The organism is Arthrobacter terricola (assembly GCF_004354015.1).
Taxonomy (GTDB): domain Bacteria; phylum Actinomycetota; class Actinomycetes; order Actinomycetales; family Micrococcaceae; genus Arthrobacter; species Arthrobacter terricola.
On sequence record NZ_SMRU01000002.1, the window covers coordinates 84,316 to 107,715 of the forward strand.

22 protein-coding genes are annotated in these 23,400 nt (G+C 63.5%); 12 read left to right on the plus strand and 10 right to left on the minus strand.

Annotation, left to right across the window (positions count from 1 at the left end; genetic code table 11):
* Positions 1-229 precede the first annotated feature (229 nt).
* On the plus strand, positions 230-1,228 hold the full coding sequence (locus E1809_RS02065; protein ID WP_133202583.1) for a sugar phosphate isomerase/epimerase family protein: 999 nt from the start codon (positions 230-232) through the stop codon (positions 1,226-1,228).
* Between the two features lie 47 nt (positions 1,229-1,275).
* Positions 1,276-1,512: a hypothetical protein gene (locus E1809_RS02070; RefSeq protein ID WP_133202584.1), complete on the plus strand. Its 237-nt coding sequence runs from the start codon at positions 1,276-1,278 to the stop codon at positions 1,510-1,512.
* 629 nt (positions 1,513-2,141) lie between these two features.
* Here the strand turns inward: E1809_RS02070 and E1809_RS02080 are convergent.
* From E1809_RS02080 to E1809_RS27675, 4 genes are all read right to left on the minus strand, one after another.
* Complete coding sequence (locus E1809_RS02080) at positions 2,142-2,396, minus strand: fibronectin type III-like domain-contianing protein (protein ID WP_328591588.1); 255 nt, start codon at positions 2,394-2,396, stop codon at positions 2,142-2,144.
* 1 nt (position 2,397) lies between these two features.
* Positions 2,398-2,832 (minus strand): DUF4913 domain-containing protein, encoded by a 435-nt coding sequence (locus E1809_RS02085; RefSeq protein WP_133202585.1) that lies wholly within the window; start codon positions 2,830-2,832, stop codon positions 2,398-2,400.
* 11 nt (positions 2,833-2,843) lie between these two features.
* Complete coding sequence (locus E1809_RS02090) at positions 2,844-3,440, minus strand: type IV secretory system conjugative DNA transfer family protein (protein ID WP_235835391.1); 597 nt, start codon at positions 3,438-3,440, stop codon at positions 2,844-2,846.
* Positions 3,441-3,513: 73 nt separating this feature from the next.
* Positions 3,514-3,642 (minus strand): hypothetical protein, encoded by a 129-nt coding sequence (locus E1809_RS27675; protein ID WP_268908654.1) that lies wholly within the window; start codon positions 3,640-3,642, stop codon positions 3,514-3,516.
* Between the two features lie 445 nt (positions 3,643-4,087).
* Here E1809_RS27675 and E1809_RS02095 point away from each other — a divergent pair, with 445 nt between their 5' ends.
* The 6 genes from E1809_RS02095 to E1809_RS02120 all read left to right on the plus strand — a co-directional run bounded on the left by E1809_RS02095 (position 4,088) and on the right by E1809_RS02120 (position 10,588).
* The gene (locus tag E1809_RS02095) at positions 4,088-4,810 is read left to right on the plus strand and encodes an FAD-dependent oxidoreductase (protein WP_133202586.1); all 723 of its coding nucleotides are present in this window, start codon (positions 4,088-4,090) and stop codon (positions 4,808-4,810) included.
* Between the two features lie 327 nt (positions 4,811-5,137).
* The gene (locus E1809_RS02100) at positions 5,138-5,854 is read left to right on the plus strand and encodes a succinate dehydrogenase cytochrome b subunit (RefSeq protein WP_205754070.1); all 717 of its coding nucleotides are present in this window, start codon (positions 5,138-5,140) and stop codon (positions 5,852-5,854) included.
* Positions 5,854-7,797 carry a fumarate reductase/succinate dehydrogenase flavoprotein subunit gene (locus E1809_RS02105; protein WP_133202587.1) on the plus strand — a complete coding sequence of 648 codons (1,944 nt, stop codon included), beginning with the start codon at positions 5,854-5,856 and terminating at the stop codon, positions 7,795-7,797. The genes E1809_RS02100 and E1809_RS02105 overlap by 1 nt, the downstream gene beginning before the upstream one ends.
* The gene (locus E1809_RS02110) at positions 7,794-8,543 is read left to right on the plus strand and encodes a succinate dehydrogenase/fumarate reductase iron-sulfur subunit (RefSeq protein WP_133202588.1); all 750 of its coding nucleotides are present in this window, start codon (positions 7,794-7,796) and stop codon (positions 8,541-8,543) included. The genes E1809_RS02105 and E1809_RS02110 overlap by 4 nt, the downstream gene beginning before the upstream one ends.
* A 283-nt stretch (positions 8,544-8,826) precedes the next feature.
* Positions 8,827-9,213 carry a cupin domain-containing protein gene (locus E1809_RS02115; RefSeq protein ID WP_133202589.1) on the plus strand — a complete coding sequence of 129 codons (387 nt, stop codon included), beginning with the start codon at positions 8,827-8,829 and terminating at the stop codon, positions 9,211-9,213.
* Between the two features lie 988 nt (positions 9,214-10,201).
* The gene (locus E1809_RS02120; protein WP_374102642.1) at positions 10,202-10,588 is read left to right on the plus strand and encodes a hypothetical protein; all 387 of its coding nucleotides are present in this window, start codon (positions 10,202-10,204) and stop codon (positions 10,586-10,588) included.
* Between the two features lie 415 nt (positions 10,589-11,003).
* Here the strand turns inward: E1809_RS02120 and E1809_RS02125 are convergent, their stop codons facing one another.
* The 5 genes from E1809_RS02125 to E1809_RS02145 form a co-directional block, all read right to left on the minus strand.
* Positions 11,004-13,364 (minus strand): glycoside hydrolase family 65 protein, encoded by a 2,361-nt coding sequence (locus E1809_RS02125; RefSeq protein ID WP_133202590.1) that lies wholly within the window; start codon positions 13,362-13,364, stop codon positions 11,004-11,006.
* The gene (locus E1809_RS02130) at positions 13,361-14,095 is read right to left on the minus strand and encodes an HAD family hydrolase (protein WP_235835404.1); all 735 of its coding nucleotides are present in this window, start codon (positions 14,093-14,095) and stop codon (positions 13,361-13,363) included. Before E1809_RS02130 ends, E1809_RS02125 begins: the two co-directional genes overlap by 4 nt.
* Positions 14,096-14,163: 68 nt before the next feature.
* Positions 14,164-14,697 carry a universal stress protein gene (locus E1809_RS02135; RefSeq protein WP_133202591.1) on the minus strand — a complete coding sequence of 178 codons (534 nt, stop codon included), beginning with the start codon at positions 14,695-14,697 and terminating at the stop codon, positions 14,164-14,166.
* A gap of 285 nt (positions 14,698-14,982) precedes the next feature.
* A complete protein-coding gene (locus E1809_RS02140; protein WP_133202592.1) occupies positions 14,983-15,516 on the minus strand; it encodes a universal stress protein in 534 nt (177 codons plus the stop codon).
* 52 nt (positions 15,517-15,568) lie between these two features.
* Positions 15,569-15,931 carry a DUF488 domain-containing protein gene (locus E1809_RS02145; protein ID WP_133202593.1) on the minus strand — a complete coding sequence of 121 codons (363 nt, stop codon included), beginning with the start codon at positions 15,929-15,931 and terminating at the stop codon, positions 15,569-15,571.
* 199 nt (positions 15,932-16,130) lie between these two features.
* On the opposite strand from E1809_RS02145, the gene E1809_RS02150 reads away from it, so the two are divergent.
* The gene (locus E1809_RS02150; protein ID WP_133202594.1) at positions 16,131-16,808 is read left to right on the plus strand and encodes a DNA-3-methyladenine glycosylase; all 678 of its coding nucleotides are present in this window, start codon (positions 16,131-16,133) and stop codon (positions 16,806-16,808) included.
* A gap of 354 nt (positions 16,809-17,162) precedes the next feature.
* Here E1809_RS02150 and E1809_RS02155 read toward each other — a convergent pair whose 3' ends face one another.
* Positions 17,163-18,194, minus strand: a complete 1,032-nt coding sequence (locus tag E1809_RS02155) for a universal stress protein (RefSeq protein ID WP_165962187.1) — start codon at positions 18,192-18,194, stop codon at positions 17,163-17,165.
* A 286-nt stretch (positions 18,195-18,480) separates the two neighbouring features.
* On the opposite strand from E1809_RS02155, the gene E1809_RS02160 reads away from it, so the two are divergent.
* From E1809_RS02160 to acnA, 3 genes are all read left to right on the plus strand, one after another.
* Entirely contained in the window at positions 18,481-18,672 is a 192-nt protein-coding gene (locus tag E1809_RS02160) for a hypothetical protein (RefSeq protein ID WP_133202596.1), read from the plus strand.
* Positions 18,669-20,153 (plus strand): glucose-6-phosphate dehydrogenase, encoded by a 1,485-nt coding sequence (zwf, locus tag E1809_RS02165; RefSeq protein ID WP_235835392.1) that lies wholly within the window; start codon positions 18,669-18,671, stop codon positions 20,151-20,153. The genes E1809_RS02160 and zwf overlap by 4 nt, the downstream gene beginning before the upstream one ends.
* 411 nt (positions 20,154-20,564) lie before the next feature.
* Positions 20,565-23,354: an aconitate hydratase gene (acnA, locus tag E1809_RS02170; RefSeq protein ID WP_133202597.1), complete on the plus strand. Its 2,790-nt coding sequence runs from the start codon at positions 20,565-20,567 to the stop codon at positions 23,352-23,354.
* Positions 23,355-23,400 lie beyond the last annotated feature (46 nt).

Below are 23,400 nucleotides of genomic sequence, written 5' to 3' on the forward strand. Positions count from 1 at the left end.
GGCTTCGTGGGTTCGATTGGATCAGATAGTCGGCCGCGGGGCACTGTGGCCCCGGTCAAACGAGGAGATCACCGCGCGACCGGCAGGATGAAATGTCAGACACAATGTTGGACCTGTTCGCAGTCTGTGAGGACCACGCCCGAGAGCACGGGTCCACCGCGCCGATCGCGGATAGCTCGTCAGTGGACAGCTAAATCCACTCCCCCGAAAATCTTTGCTAGGAGAACCCATGCCCCGCCCGTATACCTTGTTCACCGGCCAGTGGGCCGACCTGCCCTTCGAGGAAGTCGCCAAGCTGGCCTCCGGCTGGGGCTATGACGGCCTGGAAATCGCCGTCTCGGGCGACCACCTGGACGCCTGGCGCTGGGACGAACCCGGATACGTCGAGAACAAACTCGCCACCCTGGACAAATACAACCTGAAGGTCTGGGCCATCTCCAACCACCTCAAGGGCCAGGCCGTCCGCGATGACCCGATCGACTTCCGCCACCAAGGGATCGTCGGGGCCAAGGTCTGGGGCGACGGGAACCCCGAAGGCGTCCGCCAACGCGCCGCCGAGGAAATGAAACACACCGCCCGCCTCGCCCGCGCCCTCGGCGTGGACACCGTCGTCGGATTCACCGGCTCCTCCATCTGGCAGTACGTCGCCATGTTCCCGCCCGTCCCCGAAAAAGTCATCGACGCCGGCTACCAGGACTTCGCCGACCGCTGGAACCCCATCCTGGACGTCTTCGACGAGAACGGGGTCCGCTTCGCCCACGAAGTCCACCCGTCCGAGATCGCCTACGACTACTGGACCACCGTCCGCACCCTGGAAGCGATCGGGCACCGCCAAGCGTTCGGGCTGAACTGGGCCCCCTCGCACTTCATGTGGCAAGGCATCGACCCCGTCTCCTTCATCTGGGACTTCAAGGACCGGATCTACCACGTGGACTGCAAGGACACCAAGCTCCGCCCCACCGGCCGCAACACCGTCATGGGCTCCCACCTGCCCTGGGGCGACCCCCGCCGCGGCTGGGACTTCGTCTCCGCCGGACGCGGCGACGTGCCCTGGGAATCGAGTTTCCGGGCCCTCACCGCGATCGGCTACAACGGACCGATCTCCGTGGAATGGGAAGACGCGGGCATGGACCGCCTCCACGGCGCCCCCGAAGCCCTCGCGGCCCTCAAGAAGTTCGACTTCCCGCCCTCGCAAACCAGCTTCGACGCCGCCTTCAACCAGGGCTAAACACGTCTCAAACGGAACAGCGTCTCAGCAATCTTTTGGATCCTCCCATGGTGACCACTACAGACACCCCGCCCACGGGCACCCGTTCTTCCTTGTTGCCCTTGGTGGTTTTGAGCCTGTGCGGCTTCACGAGTGTCACCACGGAGCTTCTGCCCTCGGGGTTGCTGACCCGCATCGCCTTGGACCTTGGCACCGGCATCGCTGGCGCAGGGTCCCTGACCTCGGCGTACGCGGCCGCGATCGTCCTCACAGTCCTGCCCCTGACCCCCGCCGTCATGCTCTAGCCACGGCGACCCCAGACCACAACCACATCATGTAGCCGAGCCACGACCGCACCATGAAAGAGCAAGAACACAGACCTACCGCCCAACCGAAGGAAAGAGGCACCCGGCCACACCGAAGGCCACCAACAAAAACGGCCCCGAAGGGCCCATAAAAAGCTGATTTGTGCACGGTCAGGGCGCCAAAGGCACCCTGACCTGCGACAACATCGGCGAAGACGTTGCGTTTTTCCACGCCGGCGGCGATCAGCGCGGCCAGCTGTAGCTGGGTGTCCTGGTCTGAAGTACTGACGCGCGTATAGCCGAGAGTCTCACCAGACCATCCTGACCCAAAAAGACCCCGCGGCGCTCTCGCTGAGACGGTTTATGGTAAGACGCGTTTGCAAGACACGAGGGTGCCCGGTCCTTCCACTTTCCCTTTGCCCAGGCCAAGGTCCGGGAGGGTGTCTTGGAAAGCTGTCGTTTTCCAAGACTGCCTTACCCGGAGTGGCTGCCGCTTCTCCTTCTGGGTCGTTCAGCACTCAAGAAAGAGTGAGGACTGTCGCCGTCCACGTTGAGGGGTACTACAAAGAAGCCGGGCTGGGCCCGAAGCAATCGGATCCGGCCCGGCAGTAGCCTGCGTTGAGCGAGGCTTAGCGCAGTTCGATTTCCAGTACCTGGAAGTCGTCAGCCACATGCCGGCCTATCAGCAGGCGGAACGTGCCCTGCTCGAACTGCCACCCGCCGTCGTAATGCCCGAAGGCCTTCGCCGGGATGCGGACCTCGACGCTGTCCGTTCCGGCGGGTGCAAGGTGCGTTCCGGCGTAGCCGGCGAGCCAGCGGACCGGGCGCTCCACGGCCGACTCCGCGCGGGCAAGGTAGGGGTCATACTTAATGGGGGTCTGGATCTCAAGACTGCAGGCTCACGTCAGGGAACCAGCCTTCCGGGGCTTTCTTCGGTTCGAGGTGGTCGGGGTCGCGGTGTTTTTGCATGTCGCATTTGTAGAACGGTCCGCGGGGGTCCAGGAGCACGTTCATGTGGTGGTCTGCGTGGTCGCACCACCAGACGCTGATGCCGGTGGCTCCGTTGAGTCTGAGGTGTTCCCAGGCCCGCCACAGGGCTTCCACACGGGAGAGTGCCTCGGGGTGGAAGTACCATTCGAGGCACCATTTGGCGGCGCGGCCATCGACGTCGCGGACGTAGGTCGGCAGCAGCTGTTCGTGCAGGAACTCCTCGGCCGAGCCATAGACCAGTTCCGGCGGCTTCTGCTCTTCCGCCGGCCTCTCGGCAGGTGCCTCTGAGTTGACGGTGGCTGTGCTGAATCGCCCGATACTGCTGTCCATCACAGAGCCTCCTACGTCGTGACCCAGGGGTTAGCCACCGACTCGGCTGCTACGGGTCGGGCCGGTTCCTCGAATCGGGGGCTGTGGGTCTTGATGGACGTTTCCACGGCTTCCTTGTGGGGACCGGTGTACCAAGGCATTGTCCGGACGAGGGTGGCCGGTGCCTCGGAGGCGAGGACGACGGCGCGGCCGCGGTCGAGTTCGGCGAGGTTGGAGACGTCGAAGATGCGTTCCTTGGCTTCCTGCCGGGAGCGGCTGGAGCCGGTTTTGCCAGAGGAGATCGAGATGTTGGTGTAGCTATAGTCCCCGATGAGGTCCGAGAGTGCCCGGAGGAAGCCTTCTTCGGCGACGCCGCCGCCGTACACCTTGACGTTCGCGGCGGACCAGATTTTCCGCATGTTCGCCTCCCCCCAAAGCTCGACGCCCTGGGACCAGGACTGCAGGATGGCCATGACGATCAGGCCCTTGGAACCGTAGTGGCTGAACTGATCCGGTAGCCCGGCCCAGCGGACGGCGTTGGCCAGCTCATCGAGGGCGAACAGTGCAGGTTTGGGCAGGCGTCCGCCGCTGCGCTCGGCCCGTTCCTCCATGGCTTCTGCGATGGCCACGGTCAGGGCGGTGGTGAGCGGGCGGCGGAGCCGGCACCTTCCTTGGAGAGGATGTAGATCGTCTCCTGGGAGGCTAGATCGTCTCCTGGGAGGCGGCGAAGTCGTGCGGGTTGAACCGGCGGCGGGCATCCGTGCCCACGGAGGCGCCGCGGGCCGGGGCGACCCAGCGCAGCGTGTTCCTGGACTTGAGGCACTGGATCATTTTCTCGGCGGTGCCGAAGATCCCGTCGCGCTGCTTATCGGCCAGCTTCAGCTCTGGATGACGGCCGCGGGTTTAACAGGGCCCGGAGCCGACGTCGACCTGCCCTGGCCGGTCTCCGTCCGCAGGGGTAAATTGATTAATGGTGTGGCCCGGAGCCTGCCACAGGCCTCCCTCACAGAGGGGTGGGGCCGCCAAGATCAGGGATGTTCCATGAACAAAGAGATGGACCACTGGCGGGCACCGGCCACCCGGCTGCGGGCATCGGAAAGGTCGATAGCCTGCTCGTCGGTCCGACCGAGAACAAAGTCCGCTTCCTGGTAGTGGAGTGCGGCGGCTTTCGCGGAATGATATACCCTAATCTCCTCTTCGGAAGGTAGGGCAGAGCAGCAAGCTACCGTCGGTCCAGTCACATTCATCAGACGCAATCGAAGGAAGAGGTTCCACTGTGTCACTGCCAAGAACGAAACTGGTCAAGAAGGAAGAAGTAGCCGAACAAACCATGGCCTTCGAGTTCGAGAAGCCTGCCGGATTCAGCTACAAGGCTGGTCAATTCGCGGACTACACGCTGATTGACCCCCCGGACACCGACCAGGAGGGAAATACCCGCGGATTCTCGCTGTCCAGCGCGCCCTATGAGCCCAACCTAATGTGCACGACGCGCATACGGGACACCGCATTCAAGCGGGTTCTCAAGGACATGCCCATCGGGACCGAGCTAGAGCTGGATGCCCCTTATGGATCGTTTACCTTGCACAATAAGGTCGCCAGGTCCGCGGTCTTCCTTACCGGCGGGATCGGAATCACACCGGTACGAAGCATTGCCCTGCAGTCGGTCCATGACCAGACAGGGCACACGATCATTGTGTTCGCCTCCAACAAGCGGCCCGAGGATGCAGCCTTCCTGGACGAGCTGAAAAGCCTGGGCGAGTCAAATGTCAACGTCACCTTCGTTGCCACCATGACCGAACCTGAAAATTCGCATCAGCCCTGGGACGGAGAAACCGGGGTTATCGATCAGAACATGATCTCCAGATACGTCGAGGATCTGAGCACTCCGATCTATTACCTTTGCGGCCCGGCAGGCCTGGTCAAAGCCATGCGCAGCCTCCTTAACGGTGCGGGCGTGGACGACGATGACATCCGCACGGAGGAGTTCACCGGATACTGAAATGCAAACCGTTCGGTTCCCCTCGGATAAGAGGGGCCATCAGCCGTAGCGGCGCGCGTCCAGAACAAAAAGGGGCTGCTGCAACGGGTTGGGTCCGCGATCACGGCGCGGCGGCCATCGGGGTCCGTCCCCCAACGAAAGTTACCTCCCCTGGCAGATGCGTAGAGGTGTAGTAGCCAAGGCTCTTGAGCAGTTGCGCAAAATGATCCAGTGCTTCGACGTTGTCCGCAGGGGCGCTCCGTTCGGCATGCGCCCCGCTCCGCGAGCACTGCAGGTGAGTCCCGTCGGTGTCTAGCGTGTTATCCGAATCGGTTCTAGGGTGATGCAATGGGAATTAGCGATGGAGCTGGTTTGCGGTCGAAGCTTCGGTTTTCCGTGACGCTGCACGCTGCGATGGCGGTCTCCGGTCTGATCATGGTGCTTTTTCTGCTGGCCCATATGTACGGCAACCTCAAGATTTTCGAAGGCCAGCAGGCGTTTGACGGTTACTCCGCGTATCTGCGTGAGATCGGCGAGCCTTTGTTGCCCCGCGAGGGTGCATTGTGGATTGTGCGTGTAGTGCTGCTGTTCAGTGTTGTGATCCATATATACGCGGCATTTACCTTGTGGCTTCGATCCCGGACAGCTACGGCTGGCAAGGGCGGCTGGCGTTATGAGACCAGGAAGAACCGGCGCGGGGTCCAGCGCAGCTACGCCTCGTTTACGATGCGCTGGGGCGGGGTGCTCATTGGTCTTTTCGTCATTTACCACATCCTCAATTTGAGCGCGGACTACATTGCACCCGGCGGCCCGTCACCGAGCCCGTATCAGCGCATGGTCAACGACTTCTCGATCTGGTGGGTGGTGCTCTCGTATCTGATCGCGCTAGTCGCGCTCGGTTTCCATTTGCGCCACGGGGTGTGGAGCGCGTTCGCCTCCCTCGGCGCCAACTCCTCCGTGACACGCAGACGCGTACTCAACCAGGCGGCCAGCCTGGCCGCCGTGGTCATCCTGGTGGGGTTCCTGGTCCCGCCGCTGGCGATTTTCGTGGGGTGGGTGAGGTAATGGCAGAACTGTTCACCATCGGGGACCCGATCCGGGACACCAAGGCACAATCGGGACCACTTCAGGAACGCTGGGAAGCGCGCCGTTTCAGTGCCAGACTCATTAACCCGGCAAATCGGCGCGGTCTCTCGGTGATCATTGTCGGCACCGGGCTGGCCGGCGCCTCGGCCGCAGCCACCCTGGGAGAGGCCGGCTACCAGATCAAGAGTTTCTGCTACCAGGACAGCCCGCGCCGCGCGCACAGCATCGCGGCCCAGGGCGGCATCAACGCCGCGAAGAACTATCGCAACGACGGCGACAGCGTCCGTCGTCTCTTCTATGACACTGTCAAGGGCGGTGACTACCGCTCGCGGGAGTCGAATGTCTACCGGCTCGCGGAGGTCAGCTCCGCAATCATCGACCAGTGTGTTGCCCAGGGCGTACCGTTCGCCCGAGATTACGGCGGCCTGCTGGACACGCGCTCGTTCGGCGGGGTGCAGGTTTCGCGGACCTTCTACGCCCGCGGCCAAACGGGCCAGCAGTTGCTCCTAGGGGCGTATCAGGCACTCGAACGCCAGGTCGCCGCGGGCTCCGTGGAAGTGCATACCCGACATGAAATGCTCGACCTGATTGTCATCGACGGCAAGGCCCGAGGCATTGTTGTCAGGGACATGGTGTCCGGCACGATCGAGACCCACCTGGCCGACGCCGTCGTGCTGGCCACCGGCGGATACTCCAACGTTTATCACCTGTCAACCAACGCGGTGGGATGCAATACGACGGCGATCTGGCGCGCCCACCGCAAAGGGGCGCTCTTTGCCAATCCGTGTTTCACCCAAATTCATCCCACGTGCATCCCGGTCAGCGGGGAGCACCAGTCAAAGCTCACGCTCATGAGCGAGTCGCTGCGCAACGACGGGCGAATCTGGGTGCCCAGGGAAGCGGGCGACGACCGCGATCCGCGTGAAATTCCCGACGGCGAGAGGGACTACTACCTGGAGCGCCGGTATCCGGCATTCGGGAACCTCGTCCCCAGGGACGTGGCCTCCCGGGCAGCCAAAAACCAGTGCGACGCCGGGCGCGGGGTCGGCCCGGGCGGACGCGGGGTTTACCTCGACTTCGCCGACGCGATCACCCGACTGGGACGGCCTGCGATTGAGGAAAAATACGGCAACCTCTTCGACATGTACCGGAAAATCACCGACGAGGACCCATACCAGGTACCCATGCGGATCTATCCGGCTGTGCATTACACGATGGGCGGGCTGTGGGTTGACTACGACTTGGAGAGCTCCATCCCCGGGCTGTTCGTCGTCGGCGAGGCCAACTTCTCCGACCACGGCGCGAACCGGCTCGGTGCAAGCGCGCTGATGCAGGGTCTGGCCGACGGCTACTTCATCCTGCCCAACACCATCAGCGACTATTTCGCCAGAAACCCGGGCACCAAGGCTGTCAGCGGTTCCCATGCGGAAGCCGTAAAAGCGGCAGACGCGGTGCGCGCACGGATCAACAGATTCCTGACAATTAACGGCGACCGCAGCGTTGATTCGTTCCATCAGGAGCTTGGCAGCATCGTGTGGGAGCACTGTGGCATGGAACGCAACGCCGATGGCCTTCAGCATGCCATCGGCCTGATCCGTGACCTCAAGGAAGAGTTCTGGAGGAACCTCAAAGTCACCGGAGTCAACGAGGAACTCAACCAGACCCTGGAGCGGGCCGGCCGCGTCGCAGACTTCTTCGAACTGGCCGAACTGATGTGCATCGACGCTTTCCACCGGAGCGAATCGTGCGGCAGCCACTTCCGCTCCGAGAGCCAGACCGAGGACGGCGAGGCGCTCAGGGATGACGAGAGCTTCGCCTACGTCGCCGCCTGGCAGTTCGGCGGCGCCAACGCACCACCCACGCTGCATAAGGAAATCCTCGAATACGAAAATGTCGAGTTGACCCAGAGGAGCTACAAATGAACATCACCTTGCGCATCTGGCGCCAGCATGACAGGGACGCCGCAGGCAAGATGGTCCGTTACAGTGTCGACGGGATCTCCCCCGATATGTCCTTCCTGGAAATGCTCGACGTGCTCAACGAACAGCTCACCGCGGCCGGCGGCGAACCCGTCGCCTTCGACAACGACTGCCGTGAAGGGATCTGCGGGATGTGCAGCCTCGTCATCAATGGCATTGCCCACGGCCCCGAGATGCTCACCGCTACCTGCCAGCTGTATATGCGCCATTTCCACGACGGCGACACCATCGACGTCGAGCCCTGGCGTTCGCCGGCGTTCCCCATCCTCAGGGACCTCATCGTCGACCGCAGTGCTTTCGACCGGATCATCCAATCAGGCGGGTACATCAGCGCGCCCACCGGGGCAGCGCCGGACGCGGCAGCCACACTCGTGCCCAAGGAGGACGCGGACAAGTCCTTCGACGCAGCCACCTGCATCGGCTGCGGGGCCTGTGTTGCTGCCTGCCCCAACGGGTCTGCAATGCTCTTCACGGGCGCGAAAGCAATACACCTCGGCGCGCTCCCCCAAGGCCAGATCGAGCGCAACTCGCGGGCGCTGGCCATGGTTAATCAGCACGACGCCGAAGGCTTCGGCGGCTGCACCCAGATCGGTGAATGCACGGCCGTCTGCCCGGTAGGCATCCCGCTGGACGTGATCTCACGTCTCAACGGGGATGTGTTGTCCGCATTACGTAAGGCGAAATCCTGATTCGTGATGAACGGCAGCAGCCTCCGCTTTCGGAATCATCACCGTCGGCTTCCGTGGTGTTGTTTGCTTCTTAGCGGCCCACCTGCGGGGCTACCATGAGACAGGCTCGAACGGCTGGGAGGGAGACGTTGGGTCAACGATGCAGCGGGCGAGCGTTCAGGAGATTGACCCATACAAGACACTATTCGTGGTCACTCTGACTTCCGTATGGGCCCGCTGCTGACGCTGCTGACCTCCACGTTCGTATAGGTCCTTGACGGACCGGACAGGTTGAGGTGTAAACATGCACAAACATTCACTCGATGCTTTGGCCCGTGAGCTGCTTGAGCGCGCGGCTGCAGCCGGTGGGGGCCACACCGCTGACACCGTTGTCGGCGGCCATGAGCGCGTGCTCCGTCAGACGGTCATTGCGCTGGTGCAGGGTACGTCCCTGGCGGAACACGAGAATCCCGGTGAAGCGACGGTGCACGTGTTGCTTGGCCGGGTGCGGCTGAGTGCCGGCGAGGTGTCATGGGAGGGTCGTCCCGGTGACCTGCTCATCGTTCCCGACACGCGCCACAGTCTCCACGCGCTGGAGGACTCGGCCGTTCTGCTGACGGTCGCCAAACTGGACAACAGCCCGGCACCCGTACCCAAAACTCCTCGCCGGGACCCCTCTGCCCGCACGTAATATCGCGGACTCGTCTGCCCGTTACCGGTGACTCCGTCTGCCGCCAACGCAGATGTTACGTACCCCCGAGCCCTCCCCGCGTCGGACTGCGCGCTGCAAAAGCCGCTGAGGCGTTGCGGGGAGGGCTTCGAAAGACGCATCCTCATACCGTTTGGGAAGGAGCAGGAACGGCCAGCGTCCCGCTATCCGAGGACCACCTGCGGGGCAAATCCGACAGGATGACATCTGCGTCCATCCGCAGGCCTGCTATGCCGGGCAGGAGGTGGGACTCCGCACCAGCACCAAGGTCGCGGGATTCGACCCTTCCAGCCGCAGGTCAGTTTGTGTATCGGGGAAACCGGTCGACTACGACAAAGTGCTGCTGGCTACCTTGGGATCCGGACATTTACTGCGCTGCACACGTTACAACTCCATCCCGTGCTAGGCAAACACACCCACATCGAGCACTGGTCCGACGCAACTCAGCCAGCCGACTGTCGCTTGCCGGGTCCATGCTTGGTCTGGACGCGACCTGACAAGGTTCCGTGCTTCTACAGCGAACAGGATGAATTTGGGATCGAATACTCCGGTCATGTGGAGCTGGAGGGCGACGACGAAGTGCTCTTACGGAGGGCAAGGACAGACCGAATGCATCACGTTCTGGCTCAGGAACCACCGGGTGCTCGAGGGAATGAACATTAACGTCTAGGCTCAAATCGACTCGATCCTTGAGGACACGGCAGTTGAAGATACCTCGGGAATCATCCGTATGGTTTGTGTCTCCACGTCCCTTTACGGCGCACTCGCGGGACGGCTAGCCTGATAGAGTCCTCGATCGGTGTCTAACCCGGTCTTTCCATTTTCTTGAAAGGCTGGTTTCCGGATGGGGTCTGACGATTCAGGAGCACCCGGTGCACCCGGTGCACCCGGTGCACCCGGTAGGAGTGTTCCGGACCGGGGCGAGGCTTCCGGACAGGGTCCGCATCAACCGCTTCAACTGGCCTCGGCTGTGATGTTCGTGGCCGAGCTGGATCGTTCTCTGGCCTTTTATCAGGAACTGCTGAGGTGGGAAGTAACAGTCCACGACGATACCGTGGCATTGCTGGTCAGCCCGGACGGATACCAGTTGTACCTGCGCACCATGGGAAAGTGGGCACAGCATCCCATGGGCAATATCGGCATCCAGTACCTCATATGGACCGCCCGCGACGAGGATGACCTGATTCGTTGCGAACAGGTCCTCCGGAAATACTCTTCACAGGTAGCGAGCCGCAAGTTGGAAGGTTTCAATCTGGTTGAGGGGCGCGGCCCCGACGACGTTCCGGTGCTGGTGACGTATCCGGGACCGGCCCAGGCCCCGCGGCATGAGATCCTGCAGAGAATCTACCAATGGTAGAAATCCAGGGGCTGACGGGGATGCGAACGGCGGTGCAGTGACCGAGAATTCCCCCGTTCCGGCCCCAGGGCGGCCGTGGACCGTTACCGGCACGGCGTGCTGAGCGGCCCCAAACCCCGGATCCGCCTCAAATTTCGTAGCCATCGTCGACGGCGCCGCACGGGTAAGTATTTCGGGCGCGTTGTCAGGTTCCGCGGAGCAACGATCTTTCGACCCCCTGCGCCGAATGGCGGACGCGGTGATGGTGGATGCGCGGACGCTGGGTGTCGTCGATACGGTGTGCCTGAGTGAGATACCTGGCCATGCCCGAGGGCCAGCCGGATGCGGGGGACAACCCGAGAGACCGGCCGACGTAATAAATGGACGCAATCGACAGGAAGCCGCGGGCGTCATGCAGACAGGCTCTCCGTCACCTTCACGACCCGGACGGGCGGTGAGGTTTTGGTCCCCGCCCGACCGGCTGGACAGGTCTTGGCCCTGCCGGTGGCGGTTCCGGAATGGCACAGGTGAGCGCTTCACCGGTAGAGACCGTGACCGGCTGACCGTGGTGAAGGATCTGCAACGGTGTACCTTCTCGAAGCGTGTACGACGCCATTGTGCGGGTGATCTCCACACGGAGCGTCCGCCCCGTCAAGAGCATGCCAAAGGCCAACCGAGTGAGTCCCGGCGGCAGCCGGGGTGCGAACCGCAGCACAGCCCCGTTATCGCGCATCCCGCCGTAACCGGCGATCAAAGCCGTCCAGACCCCCGCCAGCGAGGCAACATGCAGGCCGTCCGCAGTATTGTGTTCGAGGTCGTCAAGGTCCATCAGCGCCGCTTCGGCAAGATAGTCATCGGCCAGGTCCAGGTGGCCGACCTCGGCCGCAATGACGGCCTGGACGCACGCGGATAGAGACGAATCACGGACGGTCAGCCTCTCGTAGTAAGCGAAGTTGCGGGCCTTTTGCTCGCGAGTGAACACGTCAGGGTGAAGCTGCATGGCCAGAACCAGGTCCGCCTGCTTGACGACCTGCTTGCGATAGAGATCGAAATAAGGGAAGTGCAACAAAAGCGGGTACTGCCCGGCCGTGGTGGCGCTGAAGTCCCAGACCTGGTGACCGGTGAAACCCTCGGCCTGGGGGTGGACACCCAGCGCCTCGTCGTAGGGGATGAACATACTGGCCGCCGCGTCGCGCCAGCCAGCCATTTCTTCAGCATCCACACCGAACTCCCCGGAAAGGTCGGGGTGCCGGGCCGCCGCGTCCGCAGCGGCGACCAGGTTCTGTTGCGCCATCAGGTTGGTGTAGACGTTGTTGTCCGCGACGGCACTGTACTCGTCGGGCCCAGTAACCCCGTCGATGCGGAACCGACCCAGCCCATCGTGGTGGCCAAGTGAACGCCACAGGCGGGCCGTGTGCACGAGCAGCTCCAAACCTATGGTCTGCTCGAACGCAACGTCCGCGGTGGCACGGACATAGCGGACGACGGCCGCCGCGACGTCAGCGTTGATATGGAAGGCTGCAGTGCCGGCCGGCCAGTAGGCAGAGCACTCCTCACCTCGGATGGTCCGCCACGGGAACGCTGCTCCCTTCAGCCCCAGCTGTCGGGCGCGTGCAATCGCCATCGGCAACGTACCGTGCCGCCACCGTAGCGCTTGGGCGGCCGCGTCCGGGGTGGTGTAAGTGAGCACCGGGAGCACGAAGGTCTCGGTGTCCCAGAATGTGTGACCACCATATCCAGGCCCCGTGAGCCCCTTGGCAGGGATCGCCCTACCCTCGGCACGAGCGCCGGCCTGTAAAACCTCAAACAGTGCAAAGCGCGCCGCCTGCTGGATTGAGGTGTCGCCGTCGATTTCAACATCCGCCCGCGCCCAAAAATTATCCAGATAGTCCCTTTGCTCGGCGCACAAACCATCCCACCCGGTCTGCATGGCGCCTGCCAAGGCGGCGTCAGCTTGATCCCATACTGCGGGAAGGGACCGGGACCCCGACCAACCGTATCCGATGGCCTTGAACAGCCGGAGGTGTTGCCCGGGTTCAAGGGTTGCCACGACAGTCGTGCGTCCCAGATCCGGGAAGCTCTCGGCGTCAACCCGGGTACCGCCAGGACCGTCTACGACGTGATCCATCACGGCGGCGATGATCAGGCGACTGCCGCGGGTGGAATGCACGAGACCCGCGCGAGCGCGATGTGAAGCATTCTTTTCCGGGACCAGCGCGGTCCCAAGTGCTGCGGCGACTCGTGGGTCACCGCTGGGAGCTGGGAGTTGTTCATTAGCGATGATTTCCGATTGCACAACGATCCGTACCGGATCAGATAAGGCTTCAACCTCGTAGCAGACGGCAGCGATGGAGCGCTGCACAAAGGACACCAGTCGTGTTGAGGTGACTCGCACGGCACGGCCAGCGGGAGAAACCCAGACAGCCCGGCGGGTAAGCAACCCCGACCGGAAGTCGAGGCAACGCTCATGGCTGCGCAACTCCCCGTACCGGACATCGAACGGCTCGTCATCGACCAGTAACCTGATGGGCTTACCGTTGGTGACATTGATGGCGATTTGTCCGGATTCCGGATACCCGTAGCCGGCTTCCGCGTAGGGCAGGGGCCGCAGCTCAAACACCCCGTTCAAGTAGGAGCCAGGCAAGCCGTGCGGCTCACCCTCGTCCAGGTTAGCCCGCCAGCCAATATGTCCGTTGGAGAGCGCAAACAGTGATTCCGTCTGGGCCAACAGCCCCAGATCCAGACCTGTTTCACGAAGACACCACGGCTCGGTGACGAAGTCCGGATGTCCGATCATGACCGGGCCGGAACGTCCATCAGGTCGGACACGACGATGTCGGCGCCGTGGTCCAGAAGGGCCTGAGTCTGTCCAACCCGGTCCACCCCGATGACCTGGCCGAAGCCACCGGCCCGGCCGGCCGCCACACCGGCCAGTGAATCCTCAAAGACGGCACATTCGCCCGGTTTCATCCCCAGCGCGCGGGCCGCTGCCAAGTACATGTCCGGTGCAGGCTTGCCCAACAGATTTTCGCGCCGGGCTGTGAGACCGTCGATGCGCCGGTCAAAGAGGTCCTCAATGTTGGCGGCGGCAAGCACCGCTTGGCAGTTAGCGCTGGATGACACGACGGCGCAGCGCAGACCGGCCCGGCGAACCGCATGCACGAACCGCACGGAGCCTTCAAAAACCTCAACGCCGTCATCGCGAATACGACGTAGAACAATCTCGTTCTTGGCGTTGCCGAGCCCGAACACAGTCCCGGTGCCGGCTGCATCATCCGGCTGGCCCTCCGGCAGGGAGAGGTGCCGCGAGGCCAGGAACGACCGAGTACCGTCCGCACGGGATTTACCATCAACGTAGCGGTCGTAGTCGGCACCGGCGTCGAACGGCACGAAGGGTGTACCGGTGCTCCGTGCGGACTCGCGTAGATAGGCATCGAACATCTCTTTCCAAGCGGCGGCGTGGACCCTGGCCGTTCTCGTTAGCACACCGTCCAAATCAAAGAGGCATGCCCGCAAACCCTTGTCCAAACCCGCCGTCGTGGCGTCGGCCTGGACCGCAGGGTTCGCCGCGTCGGAACCACTATCCGGTGCCGGTGTCATGGCCGGAGGCCTTCACGACCGGGATCGGGGACGATAACGACCGGGCAGCGGGCGTGGGCCACCACGTGCTGACTCACGGAACCAAGAAGCACACCGGCGAAGCCGCCATGGCCCCGGGAACCTACAACCAGCATTGCCGCGTCCTTGCCTGTACGAATGAGCGCTTCTGCGGGGTGTCCCTCGACGGCCTCGCACCTGATCTTCACCCCGTGTCGTCCCGCGGCTTCTTCCCCGATCCTGGTTATCTCGGCGGTCGCTTCATTAGCCAATTGTTTGGCCGTTTCGCCGGACGGACCCATCCGCGGGGTCCATGGGTTCGGCGCCGGGTAGAATTCGGGAGGTCGCCAGGCAAAGACCGCGTCGATGGTGACGCCGCGTAGCTTCGCCTCCGCGAGTGCCCACTCCAAGGCCGCCAGCGATCCCGGAGAACCGTCCACCCCCACGACAATCCCTCCGTCGCCGCGGGAGGCACCGGGAACCCGGACGGGTTCGGATGCGCTCTGATCTACCATTGCTCCGTTTTCACTCATGGTCCCATTCCTTCCAAACGTCCTTCTCCCGTGAGTGCATTCCGTGGTTCGTTACCGACGGAACATGACTCCCAAGAAAGGGGCCTCGCTGTTGTCGGCCTCATTGGTGGCGGTCAACGCGTGCACGTGAACATCCGTGTTGGTCCACATCACGCGAGCTCCTTTCATTGAGAAAGTGACGCACGAGGTAATCGAAGATCCCGTGTGGTCCTCCGGCAGCCGATCACCTGCTCAACCGCCGGCGGGCATCCACGGCGGCGCCTACCGGCCGGCCTGCCCTCGTCGTCATGACGGGATGCCGGCCTGGGAAGGATCCGGGATCAGGACGACCGGGCAGCGGGCATGGGCCACGACATGCTGGCTCACAGAGCCCAGCAGGGCACCCACGAAACCACCGTGGCCGTGGGAACCGACGACCACCATGGCGGCGTCCTTGCCTGTCCGAACGAGTACCTCTGCTGGGTGACCCTCGACGGCCTCCCACGTGATAGCCACATTCTGGCCTTCCCCGGCCTCTTTCCCGAGCCGGGTGATCTCGGTGTCGGCGGCTCGGGCCAATATTGTTCCTGAATCACCGGACGGGTCCACGCCCAGCCCCCACCCATCGGTGGCACCGTAGTACTGGGGGTATTGCCAGGCCATGACGAGATGGAGACGTACGCCGCGCAGCCGCGCTTCTCCAACCGCCCAATGCACTGCGGCAAGCGACCCGTCAGATCCATCCACCCCCACAACTATCCTCGACCCGGGCCGGCCCGCCGCGCGGGTGCTGTCGGATTCAGCTACATCAGTCGTCGTCGCAGTCCCATTGTCAGTCATCAATCGGTTCTTTCTGGTCGTCGCTTTCCCGGGGTGTGCACGCCGCGGCTCTCTACCGGCGGAGCATGTCTGCCAGGACGGTGGCCTCACTGATGTCGGCAGCCTTGGTGGCCGTGAGCAGCGTCAGCCTATGACCTTTGGCGAGTTCACGCAGGTGGTCAAGGGCCTGCGCCCGGACGGGGTCTTTGAGTTCGGCCTTGTAGCGCTTGGTGAATTCGCCGAACTTGTCTGGGTCGTGGCCGTACCACTTGCGCAGCTCCGTTGACGGAGAGACGTCCTTGCACCACTCCTCCAGCGCCGCCTTGGCCTTGGTCATCCCGCGGGGCCAAATATGATCGACCAGGACCCGTGTCCCGTCGTCGTCTTTGACTGCCTCATAGACCCGGCGCACCTGTACATCTTTTTTGGTCGACATCCTTCAGCCTCCTCGCTGACTTGCGCGCCCCCGTGCTGTCCTCATTGGAATAGTGTCGTCCGATACGACGGCGACTCCATCGGGTTCCTGATCCCGTTTACATTATGCTCCCCTCCGGCCCTTCGAAAACGTGATACGGATCACCAACCCGGCACATCGTCGGGGTCCGGCTTTCAGGCTGGTCAGGTACGCTCGTCCCATGAACGCTCTTTCCGGTTTTCGGCCCGCGCACCGGACGTTCTTCGCCCGCGATGTGCTCGACGTTGCACCGGAGCTTCTTGGCTGCGTCCTTCAACGCACGGATGCCGCCGGGACCGTCGCAATCCGGATTACCGAGGTCGAAGCATACGCCGGCGAACGGGACCCAGGGGCTCATTCCTACCGTGGCAAGACCAACCGGAACAAAACCATGTTCGGACCCGCGGGCCACATCTACTGCTACTTCACGTACGGGATGCATCATGCGATCAATCTCGTCACCGCGCAGCCGGGCCAGCCTTACGGTTGTCTTATTCGGGCAGGCGAGGTCATCGAGGGCGCGCAGCTGGCCCGCACCCGGCGTGAAGCGAAACCACGCAAAACCCCGCTTCCCGAACGCGGGTTGGCCTCCGGTCCGGGTTGCGTGGCCCAATGTTTTGCCGCTGACCTGACCAATGACGGTGACGACCTCTTCGATGGCCAATGGCGGTTCTTCGTTCCGGTTGACCACACCATAGTGCCCCACGTGACGGGTCCGCGAGTCGGTCTCACCGGGCCTGGCGGCGACGGAACAGCATTTCCTTGGAGATACTGGATAAAAGATGCACCGTCGGTCTCCACCTACAAACCAGGACGATCCCTGTCGCCGGCCGCCCGTCTGCTCGGCGCATCCCGGTAGACTCCCATCACTCCGGGAGGCCCCGTCTTCGACAAAACGCAGTCCAAGCCGAAAAGAGAACCCGGACTGGTAGCTCCGACCAAGCGCCCGGCGGCGGCCCGTATGCCTGCGAATCCTTACCGGTATCAGTGCGGGCCGGGGACCCGCTGGACTGTTTTCCGAAGCAATGTCACGCAAGGTGGGGGGAAACGGCGGTGGCTACACGCGAGACCGGAAAACTGGTCACCCTCAGCGCCCCCCGCGGGACCGTCGCGGTCGGCGACGTAGGCATCTCTTAGCCTGCCTTCCCCTGAGTTTCAGGAGCCGGCCCGCGGATTCATGGATAGCATCTGCGGCGGGAACGCGGAATCCGGGTCATTGCGGACGCGTGTGCCGAGGGTGGACGGGGTCGGGTATGAGGACGACCGGGCAACGGGCATGGGCCACCACATGCTGGCTCACGGAGCCCAGCAACGCCCCGACGAATCCGCCATGGCCTCGCGATCCCACCACCAGGGCGGCGGCGCCTTCGGCACACTGAACCAGTACCTGAGCGGGGTGTCCCTCGATGGCCTCGCAGCTGATCGTCACGTCGCTGCCCTTCACCGATTCCTTCGCGAGACGGGTGACTTCGACGGTGGCCGTGGCCATGACCGGGTCGGTATCACCCGATGGGCCGCCCGTGCCGACCGCCCATCCGTTCGTAGCACCCGGACCCGTAATTCGCTCCCACGCTATTACCGCATGGACGGAAGCTCCGCGTAGCTGGGCCTCGTTGACTGCCCATGCCAAGGCCGCCCGTGATCCGTCCGACCCGTCCACTCTGACCACAATCCGTCCGAACGGTTCGTGGGCATGGGCTGGTGGGACGGTCCCAGCCGGCACGCTTTCCCCGGCAGGGGCGGGGATGAGAATGACCGGGCAACTGGCATGGACCACCACGTGCTGGCTCACCGAGCCCAGCAGCACCCCGACGAATCCGCCACTGCCGCGCGAACCCACCACGAGGGCCCCGGCACCCTCGGCCGCCCGGACCAGCACCTCTGCCGGGTGCCCCTCCATGGCTTCCCATGTAATCTCCGCGTTCTGACCTTGGCGGGCCTCCATGCCGAGCCGTTCAAGCTCGGTGTTGGCGGCATTAGCCATCGTCTGGCGGGTATCACCGGAGGAGTCCATCATCATCGTCCACACCGTCGCAGGCCAGTAGGACTGTGGATGCCGCCAGGCCATCACCATGTGGACGGCGGCCCCGCGCAATTGTGCTTCCGAAACAGCCCACCGCAGGGCGGCCATTGATCCTTCCGATCCGTCCACTCCGACTACAAGCCTCCCGCCGTGGTCGAGCAGGCGCGCCGCGTCGAGGGTATCCGCCCCCTTCGGATGAGAGAGTGCTCCTTTTTCGCTCATTGTCTTCATCCTTTCGGGAATATTAGCCGCGGAACTGTAGATGTCGCCCGCGGCGGAAAGGGCCTCCGGGGGTGGTACGCCGGCCACGGCTGACCGTCACGTCGACGGCAGTGACCTCATCCCACTCCTACGTCCCGGCACTGTCAAGGGCATCGATCCGGTGCTAAAGCGGGCGGTAAGTCAAGAGGATGGGTCAATCTGAGGCCCTTGCGCCAGTGCCAGCGCGCGAGAGTAAGCTGACGGCACAGAAACTGACCAGAGTTCCACACCTGTGATCGAGGTTTCGATGGCTGCTTACGCTTCCAAGCTGAGCCGTTTCTTCTCCATCGGCGGATATGGATCGGACTCCACCTACCGGGGAGAGCCGACCAGGATGGCCCTGCGGCGTGCCGACCGGCCGCCCTGGGCAGGCGCGGACCACGTGATCACCCCCCTGACCGAGGGACTGGCGCTGGAAGGCATGGAGGTCACAGGGTGACGGCGACAGGCCCGGGCTCCTGGGCCGTCCACTCCCCGCTCCCAGAGGTCCAGCTGCTGATCCTCTTCGGCGCCACCGGGGATCTGGCCAAACGCAAACTGCTCCCGGGTCTGTTCCACCTGGCCGCCGCGGGCATGATGCCAGCCCGCTACCGCATCATCGGCTCCGGTCTGCCGCATGACGCGCCCGGCACCGATGATTTCCGCACCCATGTGCGAGCCGCCGTCGACAACTACGGGCGGACCGGACACGGTGCCGGAAGCTGGGACCCATTCGCTGTCAATCTGGACTTCGCTCCGGCTACCCCCACGGAGCCGCAGGCACTGCGGGACGCCGTCGCCAAGGCCGAGCAGGACCTCGGAGGTCCGGTTCAGCGCCTGATCTACCTGGCCGTCCCGCCGGATGCCTTCGTCGCAACGGTCCGGATGCTCGGAGTTACGGGCCTGGGCACGGGCGCAAAACTGGTCATCGAGAAACCGTTCGGTCACGACCTCGACTCCGCAAAAGCCCTGAACCGGGAGTTGCGCGCCGTGTTCGATGAAGACCGGATCTACCGGATCGACCACTTCCTGGGTAAGGAAGCTGTCCAGAATATCCTCGCGTTCCGCTTCGGCAATGGTCTGTTTGAGTCGGTCTGGAACGCCGATCACATCGATCATGTCCAGATCGAAGTGCCGGAACGGCTCACCATTGAAGGCCGGGCCGATTTTTACGAGCAAACCGGAGCCTTCAGGGATATGGTGGTCACCCATCTGTTCCACCTTCTCGGCTTCCTCGCAATGGAAGCACCTGCGCGCCTGGACGCCGCCTCACTGCACGAACAGGCCGAAACCGTCTTCCAGGCGCTGAATCCCGTGGACCCTGCCCGGACCGTGCTAGGCCAATACGACGGCTACACCGCAGAACCCGGCGTGGCACCGGACTCCACGGTGGAGACCTTCGCCGCCCTCACCGTGGAGATCGACAACCCCCGCTGGGCCGGGGTGCCTTTCCACCTGCGCACCGGAAAAGGGATGACTCAAAGCCGGCATACCATCACCCTGACCTTCACCAAAGCCCCGCAAGACCTCTTCGGCCCGGCCGACTGCACCTCGGGCCGGGATGCGCCCAACGAGCTGATCTTCGAACTCTCGGACCCCGGGTCGATCTCGATCAGCTTTCGCACCAAGGCGCCCGGGGCGGACACCAGACTCGATGACGCGTCCCTGAACTTCCACTACGCGGACTCTTTCACCGCCGCCCATGGGCTCCTGGGCTACGAACGCCTGCTCCACGACGCCATGACCGGGGACCACACCCTGTTCACCCAGGCCGGCGGAATTGAACGCCTTTGGGAAATTTCCGCCCCGCTGCTCGCGCACCCGCCCCGGCCACTGCCCTACCGGCAGGGATCCTGGGGACCGGCCGAGACTGATCGGCTCATCGCCCCGGCCAGCTGGCACCTTCCGGAGCCCCGGGACGGACGGCCGTGGCAGGGATAACGGACCGGACAAGAAGAACCCAACAGCCTCGGAAAGGCACCGAGATGACCGAACATCAGGACACGACGCCAGCACCCTTGAACACCGGACAAGCAGGTGACGTCCGCAGCTTGCGTCATCAGTCCCACCGGGATGTTCCGGCAGGGAGGAGACATCCTGATGCACCCGGAAGGCGACCCGAGGGGGCTGGGGAACCGCAGGAGCATCGCACGGGCGTCTTGATGCTCCAGACATCAACGAGCCCGACGGCGCGGGGGCCGGTTCTCCCAGGGGTGGAAAGTGCATCTACCGATCCGCGGGTTCTGGTCCTGATGCGCGAGAACCAGCTGGAACCGGCAAGCCCGTCCAGTAGCGGGCTGCCGCCCGCAGCCCACAAATTAGCACGACAGAAACCTCACAAGGGGAACAGTAATGAATCCAAACAGCTTCGGTGCACGCGGGAAACTAAGCGTGGATGACGAATCCTATGAGATCTACCGACTGGACCGGATCAAAGGCTCCGATCGCCTGCCCTACAGCCTGAAGGTTCTGCTGGAGAACCTGCTACGCAACGAGGACGGCCTACTGGTCACGGCCGGACAGATCACGGCCCTTGGCGGCTGGGACCCCAGGTCGGCGTCCAACCCCGAGATCCAATACACGCCCGCCCGGGTGCTGATGCAGGACTTCACCGGCGTGCCTTGCGTGGTGGACCTGGTCGCCATGCGCGATGCCATGACCAGCCTTGGCGGGGATCCCAAAAAGATCAATCCGCTGATTCCCACGGAGCTGGTCATCGACCATTCGGTGATCGCCGATGCCTTCGCGAGCCCCGCGGCGTTCGGGATCAACGCGGAGTTGGAATTCACCAGGAACCAGGAACGCTACCAGCTCCTGCGCTGGGCACGGCAGGCCTTCGACGATTTCCTGGTGGTTCCTCCGGACACCGGCATCTGCCACCAAGTCAACCTCGAATACCTCGCCCGGGTCGTTTTCACCAGGGAAGGACCTGACGGTCCTCTCGCCTACCCCGACACGCTCGTCGGGACAGACTCGCACACCCCGATGGTCAACGGGCTCGGCGTGCTCGGTTGGGGTGTCGGCGGTATTGAAGCGGAGGCGGCCATGCTTGGCCAGCCGATGAGCATGCTCATCCCCCAGGTTGTCGGTCTCAAACTCACGGGGGCACTGGCCGAAGGGACCACGGCGACGGATCTAGTGCTCACCGTCGCTGAACTGCTCCGCCAGACCGGGGTTGTCGGCAAGTTCGTGGACTTCTTCGGCCCCGGCGTTGCCGGCGTCCCGCTAGCCACCCGGGCGACCTTGGGAAATATGAGCCCGGAGTACGGGTCCACCTGCGCCATCTTCCCGATTGACAACGAAACACTGGACTACCTGCGGCTGACCGGACGCTCCGAACATCAAATCCGGCTGGTGGAGACCTACGCCAAGGAGCAGGGACTCTGGCACCGTCCCGATCACGTCCCGGCCTACAGTGAGGTGATGGAACTGGATCTGGCTGCGGTCGTCCCGTCCATCGCCGGACCCAAACGGCCACAGGACCGCATCCCGTTGGGAGCAGTGTCCCGTGCCGTTCGCGGGCTCCTGTCCGGCGAAGAACAGGACGAAGCCGTGCAGGGGGGCCTCGATGATGCCGATGAGCATTCCTTTCCGGCCAGTGACCCCATTGCCGTCAGCCCCGGCATCCACCGGGATGCCCCGCCCCACCAGTACCAGGACAACGCCGCATTCACGTGGCCATCCGAGCCGGTGCAGCTTCGGCTGGCCGGCCAAACGGCGAGCATCGATCACGGCTCCGTCGTTATCGCTGCTATCACCTCGTGCACCAATACTTCCAACCCGACTGTCATGATCGGCGCCGCACTGCTTGCCAAGAAGGCCGTCGAACGGGGGCTGAGCAGTAAACCCTGGGTGAAAACCTCCCTTGCACCGGGATCCCGTGTGGTCACCGACTACTTAAACAGATCCGGGCTGACACCGTACCTGGAGACGCTCGGCTTCGACCTGGTCGGATACGGCTGCACCACCTGCATCGGCAACTCCGGGCCCCTGATACCCGAGGTCAGTGCTGCCGTTTCGGAAAATGACCTGACCGTCGCGGCCGTTCTTTCCGGCAACCGCAACTTCGAAGGCCGGATCCACTCCGAAGTGAAGATGAATTTTCTCGCTTCCCCGCCGCTGGTCATCGTCTACGCGCTCACCGGGACCATGCACACTGATCTTCTGCATGATCCGATCGGAGCCGACCCTGAGGGCAAACCGGTGTATTTGGGAGACATTTGGCCAACGACAGCGGAAATCAAGGCCGTCCTTAATGAAAACCTTGAGGCGAAAATGTTTAGGCAAGGGTATTCCGACGTCTACAATGGCGACGAGAACTGGCGCGGCATGCATGTTCCCGAGGGCGATATGTTTGCCTGGGACGAGGAGTCCACCTACGTGCAGCGACCGCCGTACTTTGACGCTATGTCCACCGACCCTGCCCCGGTGCGGGACATCACGGGCGCCAGGGTATTGGCGCTGTTGGGGGACTCCGTCACCACCGACCATATCTCCCCTGCCGGTGCCATCAAGCAGGACTCCCCTGCCGGGCGATACCTCGCCGAACACGGCGTGGGGCCGGCCGACTTCAACTCCTACGGATCCCGCCGCGGGAACCACCATGTCATGATCCGCGGGACCTTCGCGAACGTCAGGCTGCGCAACCGGCTCGTGCCCGGCGTCGAAGGCGGATTTACCCGGCACCTGCCCGGCGGGGAGCAGCAGAGTATTTTTGATGCCGCCACCTCATACAGGGCCGAGGGGGTGCCCCTGATTGTTATCGCCGGCGCAGATTACGGGTCCGGTTCCTCCCGGGACTGGGCGGCCAAGGGCACGTTACTGCTCGGCGTCAAAGCCGTCCTGGCCGGATCGTTTGAACGGATCCACCGTTCCAACCTCATCGGGATGGGTGTGCTGCCCCTGCAATTCCGGGACGGCAACACGGCCGAAAGTCTGGGTCTGACCGGAGACGAAATCTACACGATCATCGGCCTCGAGGGTCACACGCCGCTGCCGCGCGAGGTCACAGTCCGGGTCGAGGACGGCGACCGCACCCATCACTTCACTGCAGACCTGCGGATCGACACGCCCGCCGAGGAAGCCTACTACGTCCATGGCGGGATCCTGCCCTACGTCCTGCGCCAGCTCCTGGCCGGCTGATTCTCGTAACCCGGCCGCATCGCTCTGGCGGTCTGCTGAACGTCCA